The 13,033-nt window shown below is 42.7% G+C and carries 12 protein-coding genes; 7 read left to right on the forward strand and 5 right to left on the reverse strand.

Annotated features, from left to right (window positions below; genetic code table 11):
* Positions 1-6 precede the first annotated feature (6 nt).
* On the forward strand, positions 7-747 hold the full coding sequence (locus P8O70_17705) for an SDR family NAD(P)-dependent oxidoreductase (protein MDG2198672.1): 741 nt from the start codon (positions 7-9) through the stop codon (positions 745-747).
* Positions 748-777: 30 nt separating this feature from the next.
* Complete coding sequence (locus P8O70_17710; protein MDG2198673.1) at positions 778-1,818, forward strand: alcohol dehydrogenase catalytic domain-containing protein; 1,041 nt, start codon at positions 778-780, stop codon at positions 1,816-1,818.
* Positions 1,819-1,872: 54 nt separating this feature from the next.
* Here the strand turns inward: P8O70_17710 and cofH are convergent, their stop codons facing one another.
* Positions 1,873-4,254 (reverse strand): 5-amino-6-(D-ribitylamino)uracil--L-tyrosine 4-hydroxyphenyl transferase CofH, encoded by a 2,382-nt coding sequence (gene cofH, locus P8O70_17715; protein MDG2198674.1) that lies wholly within the window; start codon positions 4,252-4,254, stop codon positions 1,873-1,875.
* A gap of 368 nt (positions 4,255-4,622) precedes the next feature.
* Between cofH and P8O70_17720 the strand changes: the two genes are divergently transcribed.
* Genes P8O70_17720 through P8O70_17730 form a run of 3 tightly spaced genes read left to right on the forward strand, consistent with a single transcriptional unit; the run spans position 4,623 to position 8,123 of the window.
* Positions 4,623-5,582, forward strand: coding sequence for an ABC transporter permease (locus P8O70_17720; GenBank protein ID MDG2198675.1), 960 nt, complete (start codon positions 4,623-4,625; stop codon positions 5,580-5,582).
* Between the two features lie 58 nt (positions 5,583-5,640).
* On the forward strand, positions 5,641-7,149 hold the full coding sequence (locus tag P8O70_17725) for a sugar ABC transporter ATP-binding protein (GenBank protein MDG2198676.1): 1,509 nt from the start codon (positions 5,641-5,643) through the stop codon (positions 7,147-7,149).
* A gap of 14 nt (positions 7,150-7,163) precedes the next feature.
* Complete coding sequence (locus tag P8O70_17730) at positions 7,164-8,123, forward strand: ABC transporter permease (GenBank protein MDG2198677.1); 960 nt, start codon at positions 7,164-7,166, stop codon at positions 8,121-8,123.
* A gap of 68 nt (positions 8,124-8,191) precedes the next feature.
* Here P8O70_17730 and P8O70_17735 read toward each other — a convergent pair whose 3' ends face one another.
* Positions 8,192-9,328, reverse strand: coding sequence for a substrate-binding domain-containing protein (locus tag P8O70_17735; GenBank protein ID MDG2198678.1), 1,137 nt, complete (start codon positions 9,326-9,328; stop codon positions 8,192-8,194).
* Positions 9,329-9,505: 177 nt separating this feature from the next.
* Here P8O70_17735 and P8O70_17740 point away from each other — a divergent pair, with 177 nt between their 5' ends.
* Positions 9,506-10,075: a pyridoxamine 5'-phosphate oxidase family protein gene (locus P8O70_17740; GenBank protein MDG2198679.1), complete on the forward strand. Its 570-nt coding sequence runs from the start codon at positions 9,506-9,508 to the stop codon at positions 10,073-10,075.
* Here the strand turns inward: P8O70_17740 and cofC are convergent.
* Together cofC and cofD are read right to left on the reverse strand one after the other, a co-directional pair.
* Positions 10,072-10,719: a 2-phospho-L-lactate guanylyltransferase gene (gene cofC, locus P8O70_17745; protein MDG2198680.1), complete on the reverse strand. Its 648-nt coding sequence runs from the start codon at positions 10,717-10,719 to the stop codon at positions 10,072-10,074. The genes P8O70_17740 and cofC overlap by 4 nt on opposite strands.
* A 29-nt stretch (positions 10,720-10,748) precedes the next feature.
* Complete coding sequence (gene cofD, locus P8O70_17750) at positions 10,749-11,714, reverse strand: 2-phospho-L-lactate transferase (GenBank protein ID MDG2198681.1); 966 nt, start codon at positions 11,712-11,714, stop codon at positions 10,749-10,751.
* A gap of 434 nt (positions 11,715-12,148) precedes the next feature.
* On the opposite strand from cofD, the gene P8O70_17755 reads away from it, so the two are divergent.
* On the forward strand, positions 12,149-12,301 hold the full coding sequence (locus P8O70_17755) for a hypothetical protein (GenBank protein MDG2198682.1): 153 nt from the start codon (positions 12,149-12,151) through the stop codon (positions 12,299-12,301).
* A gap of 63 nt (positions 12,302-12,364) precedes the next feature.
* Here P8O70_17755 and P8O70_17760 read toward each other — a convergent pair.
* A partial coding sequence (locus P8O70_17760) for a HEAT repeat domain-containing protein (protein ID MDG2198683.1) occupies positions 12,365-13,033 on the reverse strand: 669 nt, incomplete at its 5' end.

The following is a 13,033-nucleotide window of genomic DNA, read 5'->3' on the forward strand; positions in this document are numbered from 1 at the left end:
AGTTAAATGTCTAAAAATTATCAACAAGTCGCGCTAGTTACAGGGGCTGCCAGAGGGATAGGTGAAGCAACTGTTGAGAGGTTTATCAAAGAGGGAATAAACGTAGTTGCAACCGATATTTTGCCGGAAATTAAACATTTAAATAAAACCAATGTCATTTCCCTTATGCATGATGTTTCGAAAGCTGAGTCCTGGGCCTCCATCCTTGAAGATGTTAAAAGCCGATTTGGAAGATTGGATATCTTGGTGAACAATGCTGGGATAGGAACCCTGCCTGATGTTGAAGAAGAGGAGGAGACAGGTTGGATGGAAATGCTCGATATTAATGCAAAATCGATTTGGTTAGGCATCAAGGCAGTGATCCCTTTAATGAGATTTAATAAAAGTGGTTCCATTGTAAATGTTTCGAGTATCTTTGGGGCATCAGGTGGTTTTGGGAAATCTGCAGCATACCACGCTAGCAAGGGTGTAGTAAGTGCGGTGACCAGAAATGCGGCAATTCGTTATGCTCCAGAAAATATTCGGGTCAATGCGGTTAGTCCAGGATTTGTAAAGGTGGCAAGGGAGGAAAAAACTATTGAGAAAGCTGGCGATGAAATGTCTCAAGAAATTTTGTTTCGCACTCCTATGAAAAGATGGGCTGAACCCTCCGAAATAGCTTCTGCTATCAATTTTCTAGCTGGAAAAGACGCGACTTATATAACTGGTGTAGAGTTGTTTGTTGATGGTGGTTGGATGGCTACGTGAGCAAATTAAACTTAATCTCAAAAGGCTTCCATGAAAGCTGCAGTACTCCACCAGTACGACCCAGAACTTAGAAGAACCGAGCTGGTCATCTATCAAGAGATTCCAGATCCGGATCCTCCGACTGGAGATGAAGTTTTGGTTCACATCAGGGCTGCAGGGGTTTGCCGCACTGACCTGCATATGATCACAGGTCGTGATCTAGGAATGCCACTCGCTTCATTGCCACATATTTTAGGACATGAGAATGCAGGGGTCGTAAAAGCTATTGGCGGAGATGTTCAAGGTTTTGAGATTGGTGACAAGGTACTCTGTTATCCTTTTCAGTCTAATGGAGATAGTCTAGCAGAACGGTATGGGATTGATTCACAAGCAATTGTGAGAATAACACCTGGAATTAACGCCAGTGGAGGTTTTTGTGAATTCATCAAATTTCCTCAACGCTCACTTATCAAAGTGGGAAAAGATGCCAATCTGAATGAGTTGGCTCCTTTAGGGGATGCAGGTTTGACTGCATATGGAGCTGTGAGAAAATTGATGGGTCATATACGCCCTCAGGATAATGTCGTGGTAATTGGAATTGGAGGGGTAGGCCATCTAGGTGCCCAGTTACTGTCACGCTTGACCCCAGGAAAAATCTTTGCCGTAGATCCTCGAAAATCTGCCCGTGATTTGGCAAACAAAACAGGTATTGAAAATTGTTTCGAATCGCTTGAAGAACTCGAATTTCTTAAAAAAGAAGAGGACTCGGGTGTTCGAGCGATTATTGATTTTTTTGGAGATGAGAGAATACCAAATCAAGCTTTGCAGTTGCTGGCGAACCAAGGCCGCTATGTTGCTGTGGGTACGGGTGGTGAGGTACGGGTTTCTACCGCAGAATTAGTAGCCAGGGAAATTAGTATTGTGGGGAGTTTTGTTGGGACTTTTACTGATTTAGTGGAAATTACAAATCTGACTGAGCGAGGAGAACTAATAAGTGAGGTTTTGACTTATCCGCTTTCAGATGCAAACCGTGCACTGCGGGACCTCGCTCAGGGTAAGGTCACTGGCCGAGCTGTGTTAATCCCTGAATAAATGATTCCGACTCATAGGACCAGATCAATCGTTAACTTCCAGTTTTTAAAAAAATTAAGCGTGGGATCCCACAAGTTGATGGTGTCCATAGGATTTTTGTTTTTGTGAAGTTTTTGAAGCTTGGTAAAGCGTGTCTCTTTGTTCCGGGAGCCTCCCTGCTTCAACAATGATATTTTCCATCCATTCAGGAAGCATTTCCTGGCCATGCACTGTTCCTGCAGCCCTGGTAATGCTCTCGTTCATAAGAGTTCCTCCAAGATCGTTGACTCCTGCATTGAGACAATGCTTAACTCCTTCTGGCCCCATTTTTACCCAAGAAGCTTGAATATTTTGAATGTGAGGATGCAAGACCAGTCTAGCAACAGCATGGATCAGCACAGCCTCACGAAATGTCGGACCCTTTCTGGCTTTTCCCTTCAGATAAATCGGTGACTCCATATGTACAAAAGGCAGTGGCACAAATTCAGTGAATCCACCCGTTCTGCACTGTAACTGTTTAATTCTCAGTAGATGCCTAGCGATATGTTTTGGCTCTTCAACATGTCCAAACATGATCGTTGCAGTAGTTCTGAAGCCTGCCTCGTGAGCAAGCCTCATCACTTCCAGCCATTCACCTGTCGTCAGTTTGTCTGGGCAAATCAGTCTTCTGACTTCGTCATCTAGAATTTCCGCAGCAGTTCCAGGTAAGGTCCCAAGTCCTGCTTTTTTAAGTTCAAAAAGAAAATCAGAGACTTTTAGATCTAATGTCTTTGCACCCTGGCTGACCTCAAGTGGAGAGAATGCGTGAATATGAATGTCAGGCAATTCGTTCTTGATAGCTTTACAGATATCCAGGTAAGTCTTCCCAGTATAACTTGGGTGAATTCCCCCCTGCAGGCAAACTTCGGTAGCCCCACGATCCCAAGCTTCTTTTGAGCGTTGTACGATTTCGGTTAGATCCAGATTGTAAGGTTTCCCACGCAGGTTCTCAGACATTTTCCCCTTGGAAAATGCACAAAATCCGCATCGGAAATAGCATACGTTAGTGTAGTTGATATTGCGGTTAACAACGTAGGTAATCGTTTTTCCACAGACCTTTTTGCGTAAATCATCCGCGGCCTGACAAACCTGAAAAAAGTCCTCACCTCGAACATTTAGTAGTTGAGCGACTTCACTCTCATCTGCTTCACAGTCACTTGTTATTTTTTCAAGTATCTGGGCAATGGGAGTATTTTGACCTTTGGTAAATTGTAAAGAGACTCTTTGCGGAATGTTGGGCAAATTGTCTTGGCCTGCAAACCAGTTGTCTGCTCTGGCAAATCCTTGTTGGTCAACAAGCTCTCGGAGCCTTGGGAGAACCTTGGGATCCACCCATGGTTCTTGATTGACTGTGAAGGCTGGATAGATGGCTAATCGCTCTGTTAGGCACTTTCCAAGACTAGTCATCATTTCAGATAAATTCTCCAATTCTGGCCAAGGTGCTTCAGGATTCACATGATCCGGAGTCAATGGAGATATTCCTCCCCAGTCATTGATGCCTGCATCCAAGATCTTTTCGAGATGGTCTGCATTCAGGTTTGGAGGTGTTTGTATATTCATTTCAGGGCCAAACAAAATCCTGGCAATTGCAACCGTCCAGAGAACTTCCTCGAGTTCGGGTTCAGGATGATATTGCATCGGAGTTCCAGGCTTAGCCTTGAAATTTTGTATGATGATTTCTTGAATGTGTCCGTATTTTTCCTGCAATTCCCGAAGCGCTAACAAAGCCTCAACTCTCTCTAGTCGGTTTTCTCCAATACCGATTAAAATTCCTGAGGTAAATGGGATGTTGAGCTCCCCTGCTTGCTTGATCATCTCAAGACGAACTTCAGGAATTTTATCTGGGGAACCATAGTGCGCAGCCCCTTTTTTCAATAGGCGATTAGATATGCTCTCCAGCATTAATCCTTGTGAAACTGATACCTCTTTCAACTTGGCCAATTCTGACACCGACATTACCCCAGCGTTTATATGTGGAAGTAATGAGGTCGATTCCAAAACCATTTTTGAAATCTCTGCAAGGTAAGAGATCGTAGATTCGTGTCCAAGCTCTTGAAGCTCTTTCCTGCATTTCTGGTAGCGCATTTCAGGCTTGTCACCCAGCGTAAAAAGAGCTTCTTTACAACCAAGTTTTTCACCCTCCTGAGCTAACTTCAGAACCTCATCAGGTCTCATAAAACAAGACTGATTATTTATTGGCTCCCTTGAAAACGTACAGTAGTGACAAACATCTCTGCAAAGTTTGGTCAAGGGAATAAATACTTTTTTGGAGAAAGAAATGACCTTTCCATGCTGCTGATCTCTGAGCTGAGTGGCTATTCTTAAAAGGGAATCCAACTCGTAATGTTGGACCCAATTAAGAGCTTCTTCAGGTTCAGGTCTTCTATTTCGAAACTGATCTATTTCTGAAACTTTCATAATTTAGAAGGTGGCTGCAATGATTAATCAGGATAGAGAGCTTTAATATAAATATTTGTACTAAAAAGTATCAGAATTTTTAGTTAACTAATTCTGATATTTTTGAGATTTTAGAGTGCAAGATTTCTCAAGTATGATTTGCAAAAAAATATTCAGATAGCTCGGGGTGTACAAATGTTTCTCACAGAAAAAGAATTGATTTCATCATGAAATCAACCTAAAAACCTTCCGAGAGCCTTAAATCTTTTACATATAAATTTTCAGTGCTCAAAATAATTGATTAGTCATAGAAGAACAATCCGTTGTTATTTGCAATCAACATTTTATGCTGACTCATTAATATCATTTAGCCTAGGAAATTAGTTCGGATGATGGGTTACACAGAAAGCAACCATTTGACCTTTAAAAAACTCTTTGGGGCCTACGGGGTCTATATGGCTCTGTTGATTTTGTTGATCGTTGCCAGTTTCATAACACCAGATCTCTTTGACGAAGAGACACTGGCAGTTTTGTTCAGGCAGTCGGCTCAATTGGGCATTATCGCAATTGGGCAGACCATGGTGATGCTGGTCGCAGGGTTGGATCTTTCTGTTGGTGGTGTGATCGTTATGACTTCGATGGTTGTTGCAGAAGTGAGTAACGGGCGCGATGAGTTAATTCCGCTCTCAATTCTTGTTGCCCTGATCTTAGGGGCGTTGATTGGACTGGGTAATGGCTTGCTGATCACTAAGAGAAAAGTACCCCCGCTGGTAGCCACACTAGTAATGCTGTTTTTGGTGCAAGGAGCACAGCAAGCATTCACTAGAGGAGTACCAAGTGGCTTTGTCCCAGAAGCCCTTGGAATCGTAAACCAGTCTTGGGGATTTTTATCCATCCCTTTGATGGTTTGGTTTGTACTAAACGCAGTTTTCTTAGTTTTGTTGAGGATGACACCTTTTGGGCGTCGAATCTACGCTGTTGGAAGCAATGCAGATGCTGCCAGGCTTTCAGGCCTATCAGTCCATAGGATAAAAATTGCTGTCTATATTTTAGCAAGTTGTCTTGCAGTGATTTCTGGAGTGATCCTCACGGGCTATGTCGGTTATGTGGATAGATTCATTGCGACCGGACTAGATCTGGATTCTGTGGCAGCCGCAGTCGTGGGGGGTACTGCTTTCTATGGAGGCAAAGGAGGCTTGCTCGGGACAATAGCTGGGGTCTTAATCATACAAATTCTAAGTACAATGGTGGTTCTTCTGGGGTTAGATGCTCAAACACAATTCATCATTAAAGGTTTAGTAATTCTTGCAGCTGTCAGCTTGTATGGGTTGGCCCAAAAACAGGCTTAACCTCAGATCGGTCTAAAGCACTTAGATTCAATACCAACCAAAATTCGGAACCAAAGCTTTGAAAGACGACCAATTAATTCTAGAGATGAATAACATCTCGAAGTCATTTAGCGGAGTGAAAGCACTAGATGATGTGTCAATAAGCTGCAAAAAGGGAAGTGTTCATGCGTTGGTAGGTGAAAATGGAGCTGGGAAATCTACCTTGATCAAAATCCTCTCTGGGGCTCAGCGGTCAGACAAAGGCACAATCTGTTTCAAAGGTAAAAACTATGAGAGTTTCTCAACTCGTGAGGCTCTGAGCTTCGGAATCAGTGTGATCTATCAGGAGTTGGCACTTGTTTCAGAAATGAATGTAGTAGAAAACATTTTTTTGGGTCGAGAAATTAGGACGACTGTTGGAATCATTGATTCAGCTAGAATGAGGAAGGAGGCGAATAGGCTACTTGAACAGATGGGCATAAAGATTAATGTGAATCGTGAAGTAGGACAGCTGAGCGTTGCTTACCAACAAATGGTCGAGATTTCCAAAGCACTATCAAGAAATGCAGATTTGATTGTGATGGATGAGCCTTCAGCAATTTTGGCAGGTCACGAACTAGAACAATTGTTCAGGATTATTCAGTCGCTGAAAGATAGTGGGGTAACAATCATTTATATTTCCCACCGATTGGAAGAGGTTTTTCGAATAGCTGATGAGGTCACAGTTCTCAAAGATGGGCAACACGTGGTTACAAGATCCATGGAGGGTTTCTCTAGGGCTGAACTTGTCAGTGTGATGGTTGGAAGAAAATTGGAAGAAGTATTCCCCCAGTCCGCAAATAAAGCTGGAGAATGCGTACTGGAAGCCCATGGAATTTCAACAGATACGATCCTTCAAAAGGTAAATCTGAAACTCCACAGAGGGGAAATTGTGGGGTTGGCTGGAATGGTTGGATCAGGCAGAACAGAATTAGCCAGGGCGCTATTCGGTGCTGATAAACTAATTTCAGGTGAAATTAAATTAATGGGAAAACGAGTTGAATTCAGTTCACCGGCTGATGCGATCCGAAAAAAAATTTCTCTTGTACCAGAAGATCGCAAGCAACAGGGATTATTTACTGCGCTTCCTATCAAAAACAACATCACCCTGCCGATATTGAAAAAAATTTCAAATTGGTTTTTGTTGAATCGCAAAATGGAAAGTGCCTTAGTTGAATCTTCAAAGAAGCAGCTATCAATTTCTATGGCTTCGGAGCATCTAGATGTTCAGTTCTTGAGTGGTGGAAACCAACAAAAAGTCGTATTGGCAAAATGGCTACATACCAAGCCAGAAGTAATCATCATGGATGAACCAACTAGGGGAGTTGATGTTGGAGCTAAGTTTGAGATCTATCAGTTGATGCGCCGACTTACTGAAGAGGGTATCGCAATTTTGATGATTTCCTCTGAACTTCCTGAAATTCTTGGATTGAGTGACCGAATTCTTGTTATGTCTGAAGGGAGAATTGTTGTTGAATTGGAACATGCCGAAGCTTCTGAGGAGAAAATTATTGAGTACGCGACGATGGGCGAATCAAAAGCAGCCTGAAAGATGAGAATGAAATGACACCTAAAAGTAATTTTCTTCAGAAACATTCTTTGATTCTAGTAGTTTACAGTCTTGTTTTTGTGCTGATCACTGTGGGTTCAATTTATTCTGAACATTTTTTGACTCTTCGTAATTTAACCAATGTTCTTCGGCAAGCAGCTTATTTGGGTACGGCTGCTCTCGGAGAGATGTTAGTAATTTTGACGGCGGGTATTGATCTGTCGATTGGTTCACTTGTCAAATTAAGCGTTCTGGTTTCTGCAATTTTGATGGATGGGAACCCAGATAATGTAATGATGGCAGTAGGATTGACGCTTGCTCTTGGGCTAGGTGTGGGACTCCTTCATGCCTTTTTGATCAATGAATTAAATCTCTCCCCGTTTGTTGTAACTTTTGCCTCCCTATTCATTCTCCAGGGAATTTCTCTGACCATCACAACCAAGCCAATAGGTCGTTCAAGCAAGGACTTTTTACTTCTCTACAGTCAAAAATTTTTAGAGGTTCCCATAATTGTCTATTTCTTTGGCTTGGTTACATTACTGGTCGCGTTTCTGCTGAATATGACGGTGTTTGGAAAGCATGTATACGCCGTAGGTGGAAACCTCACCGTTGCTGAACTCTCTGGGATCCCAGTAAAAAAAATTCGTTATGGAGTTTATGGGATTTGCAGTTTGATGGCTGCAGTTACAGGTTTGCTGTGGTTAATGAGAATGGGGGTGGGGGACCCAGTGATTGGGAAAGAACTAGAACTTAATGCGATTATCGCCGTTGTGATTGGAGGAACTAGTCTTTTCGGGGGAAGGGGGACTGTTACCGGGGTGATCGGTGGTGTGCTTCTCCTCACATTTACTGATAATCTCCTTGTAGTACTTGGAGTAAATCAATTTGTGAGCGGGTTGGTCAAGGGCTTAATCTTTGTTGCTGCTGTCGCTCTCTATAAGCCAAGTGAAAGTTTTCAAAGAGCGACAGCTTAAATTTTACTGAGAAAGGAGATCAATTCGGCTTGAGTCAGCGACTGATCTCCCCAATACCATGAGAAAAATTATTTTCTCAAGTATCCTAGCTTCGACAACCTTTCTGCTGGGAAAAGAACTGGTCCGAACACATCGTCGCTCCAGTCCTTATTGAAGTACTCCTGACCTTCAACATTTGAGAAGGTACCTGTTCCAGGAATATGATCGACAAAGTCAATAAATCGAGGAACCAGCCTACCACGGAGTGTGTTGATTGCTGCATCCATACAGAGGACAATCATCGCATTAGGATATTGCCAAGCTCCATATTCCAAGTTGTTTTCTACAGCCTGTCTTAAAAATCCGTTTGCGAATTCACCACCACCCATCGGTGGAATTTTCATACCCTTGTCTAGATAGGCGCTAACAATTCCTTGAGACATTTGGGCGCCTCCGGACCAAATTCCATCCACTCCGCTTCCATGTTTAACAAGCCAGGTCTCCATCACTCGTTTGGCTTCTGCTGTAGACCAGTTACCTGGTTGAACATCAATTAGTTCGATACCTGGATATTTTTTGAAAGTAGCTTTACCTCCAGCTTCCATAATATCGGATGTACTAACGCCAGGGATACCAGTCATCATCAGGACCTTCCCTTTGCCATTCAGACGCTTGGCTAGATACTCTGCGAGTCCTGCTCCACTGGCATAAAGATTAGTCCCTACCTCTGTCACAAAATTATCGGTTTCAACCGAACTTGCGCACAAAATCACAGGGACACCTTGAGCCATTGCGCGTTCCACTGGGGCTGCCAAGGCTGCAGCACCCATGGGTACAAGAATGAGGGCATCTGGTTCCTGAGCAAGTAAGTCTTCAACTTGAGGAACCTGCTTGTCAGCTGATGCTTGTGCATCGGCGTAAAGAAGTTCTCCTACTACACTTGAGCCCAATTGCTCAGCATACCAGTTAGCATGCTCGTCAAATAAAGCAGACCAAGAATTACTGGTTCCTTGAGCAGCTAGTGCAATGCGATAGGGGCCATCCTTACGAAATTCGGTTGCGTCATAATTCTCACCTTTTCGCTTCAGTACACTCTGTAAATAAGGTGAGGCACTAATTTCAGCATCTGTGAAGCTGTCAGCTGCAGAAACTTGGAAGGCTGTGGAAGCAAAAAGAATTGCTAACCCAGCTGCCATTTTTTTCATGAATTGGAATCTTTTTTTCACTTTACACTCCGATTGAGTTGAAAACTAATGAGAAAACGGGAAAACTTATACTCCAAGAATTGACGATGTCAATCTAAGTTATCTTTCGTTGCAAACGCTGCGACTAGAAATTTTTGTCAGACAATCTGACCTAATTCACTAATTTCATGTGAAATTAGTTTTCAAACAAGATGCAAAATGGAAGAAAAATATTCAAACACAGAACATCAGAAGCCTGTAGGGAAGATGAATCGAGAAGAAATAGATGTATTTCTTGCCAAGGGCTATACTTTGCGTTTAGCTTGTCTCAAGCCTGATGGGTCCCCATTCGTGGTTCCCTGTTGGCATCATTGGGAAAGTCAGGAAGTTTGTGGAAATGGATCATCCTGCGATTGTATTAATGGATGTTTCTGGGTCATTCCGCGTGCTCGTTCGAAATGGGCGGAATATCTGAAGAACGATCCTCGTTGTAGTTGGGTTGTGGATGATGATCAGACCATGGAAAAAATCATTTGTGAGGGAGTTGCTGAACTGGTCGAAGAGAATGTAGTGGAAGGCAAATGGGTTGGGATCGCAGAGAAGATGGCAGTCAGGTATTTGGGACCGGATGGTCCGACCTACCTTGCGCCTACACTGAATCAACCAAGGTGGCTTTTTAGACTCCGACCTACAAAATTAAGAAGTTGGCAGGGGGTAGGCTGGGCAAAGAGCTATTGGGTGAATTCTACAGGAGGACCGAGCTGGGAAGACGCTCACCAAAAAAGTTAATTGAGTCGAGAGTGGAGCTCAATTTTTTCCAAGTAATTTTGAGTTAGTGTTTGCTTGGGTCTCATCGAGATTGCTCTCAGGTCACTGGGCGTGTCGATATCAAAACCGATCCCATCTGAGAATTTTGTTCGGCAGAAAAGGTTCAATTTTAATCCCTGCCGAAGATGCTCCGCGTAACTATCTGCGCCGAAACAGAATGGCAAAAGATCTGGTGGTGACAGAATTAAGCAGTTGGTTCCTCCCTTGTCGCGTGATGGGACGATAGTCATCCCTCTATTAACGCTGTGGCAACTCACTAGATGCTGAAACTCTGAAGCTTTTGCCAATGGGATGTCTGCGGGGAACAGACACATAGTCCCAATATTTTTGTTGAGTAACCAATTTGCGGCCTCCCCTGCGGCATGATTTAGCCCCAACTCTGCAGAAGTCTGAAGATAGAGAATGCCTTTTCTCCTAATGATTGGGGCCGCTTCCTCACAGTTTGTTGCCACCAAAACTCCATCAAAGACTTCACTTGCAGTCGCAGCTTCTAGAACATCCTCCAACATATTTAAAGAAAGAAGCTTTCGCTCCTCAGATGAAAGAATCGGTGCAAGTCGCTGTTTCGCTTGCTGAATTCGTTTGAAGGGAATAACTGCCCACACTGGCTCAATAATCAACTAAGAGGGGTGTTTCAAATAGATTTGGCAAACTGAAGTGTTTTCTCAGCCAGCTGAATCTTTGTTTCCAGATCATTCATTATCGTGTCAGCAACTAAAACTGCGATTCCAAGTTTTTCAATTTGTTTAGCCTCTTCTCGATCTCTCTTGTCTAGTACAAATCCATGAATCAATCCTTGGTAGTGCTTTGCAACGGTAGTTGCAGAAACTGGATAGCCAAGCTCTCTCAAATTTTTTGCGGCAGGTCCTTTGATCGCAGCTCCACCAACAATAGGTGTGACTGCTACGATTTTCGCTCCAGAGTCAGCGAATGCTTTTTTTAGCTCTTGGATTGAGAGAATTGGATCGATGCTGAGCAATGGATTTGAAGGGCAGAAAATAATGCTCTGTAATTCATTACTCCCAAGCGCTTTGGACAATTCTTGTTGCGGGTAAGCGGATTCAGAACCCTGAAAGTGCAGATTTAGAATTCTTGGGCTGCAGCGTTCCCGAACAAAATATTCCTGGAAATTTAAGACACCAATATCTGTTTCTACAATTGTACGTAACTGGTCATCGGTTGCAGGAATAATTGTCGCTCCAATGCCAAAAGTTCTTCTGAAATAGTCAGTGATTTCCGAAAGACTTTCACCATTCTGAAGACGTCGTGTTCGTTCTACGTGTGTAGCTAAATCTTGGTCACCAAGCTGAAACCATGTGTCCCCATCCAGTTCCTTCATCGCCGACATGAACTCCCAAGTTTCATTTGCTAATCCCCAACCCTTTTCGATATCTGATTTTCCAGACAAGGTATAGAGTAGGGTGTCGATATCTGGAGATACATGTAATCCAAAATGTCGGAAGTCGTCCCCAACATTACCGATGACCATCAGGTCTTCAGATTGAATGATCTTTTCTAAGCCAAGAGCTAACTTAGCCCCACCGACACCTCCTGAAACTGCGATAAACTTTGGCGAGTTATTTTGCTTTTCGTTTTCCACTATCGAATCAAATCTTAGAGATGATTGTTGAGGTTAAATTGATTCTAATCATTTTTAGCCAACAAACTCGCCAACAAATTGAATTATTAGAACCCTGAATTCTTCAGCATTTTTCTCACTATTTAGACTATTTGCTGAGGTTCACGGTGGTCCATAACGCTATATCGTTGTTCAGTTAAAACCAAGCCAAACTCTATCATCCGAAGAAGTCAGAAGAGGTCTCACCTCTATCCAGACAAATAAAATTTCTTGGAGATTTAATCGAAGAATTCTCAGGGAAAGGAAGGGTGGAGGACACAAAAACGGCTATCTACTGTCCGGAGTACATTCGGTTCCCACTCACGGAGGGGGGAAATTATAGCAGAGCTAAATTGAGTGCAATTGAGATGTCTTTTGGGCGAGGTATGGATGAAGCAATATCGTTAGGGCGTTAAATGACCAAAGCCAGCGCGATTTACGATGCAACGAAGAACGTCGAAGCCGTGCAGCAATTACTGGGTCACGCCATCGTAGCAGCCACCAGCGCCTATCTGGGCGTCGAGCAAGCAAGGACAATCAAGATTACTGAGAATCAAAAAATGTTCTAGCAAATAAAAATTAAAGTCTGAAATCTGTCTATTTCTTAGTAAAATCTTCAGAATATAACTCAATCAATACTGTCTCTGTTTGTTCAAGTGGTCATCCCAAAAATGATTCTGTAGGCATTGAACTGATGATTCTAGGGCACTTTTAGTACCTATTCTTTTAAGTGCTTCAATAGCAATACTAGCAGCGTAACTATTAGAGTAACTTAGAACTATTTTTAGTAAATTCTCCAAGGCAAACTGATTCGTCTGACCATCTACAGCAGATAAAAGAAGAAATGCTGAATTCACTTCGATTTGTTCTTGAGCATTCCAACCTCTCATTACTAATGGATCACACCATTCTTCATTCTTATTGATAAAAAATTTTTCAATCGGCTTCAGTACCAAGTCAAGATTACCACCAATCGAACTGAGAGTATCAAGCGTTTGCCTGATAATTATTTGCTGAGAACTGTTCAGTAAATCAACTAACTTCGGTTTTGCTGATTCTGCTTCAGCTCCAATTTCTCCAAGCGAGAAAATCATATTCAAGACAACCCAAGTGTCTTCATGACTTAAGTAACTAATTAGTTCGGGAACAGCTTCAATCCCAATTGTTCCAAGTGCATAAGCTGAATCATCAAAGAGAACTGCTCTTTCATTCCATCTTCGCTCCCAACCCTCTTGCAGATCCTTTGGAATCTTTCTACCTTTTTCATTTTTGAATAGTTTTCTTATGTGGAATTTTTTCCC

It is taken from the genome of SAR324 cluster bacterium (assembly GCA_029245725.1).
Classification (GTDB): Bacteria; SAR324; SAR324; order SAR324; family NAC60-12; genus JCVI-SCAAA005.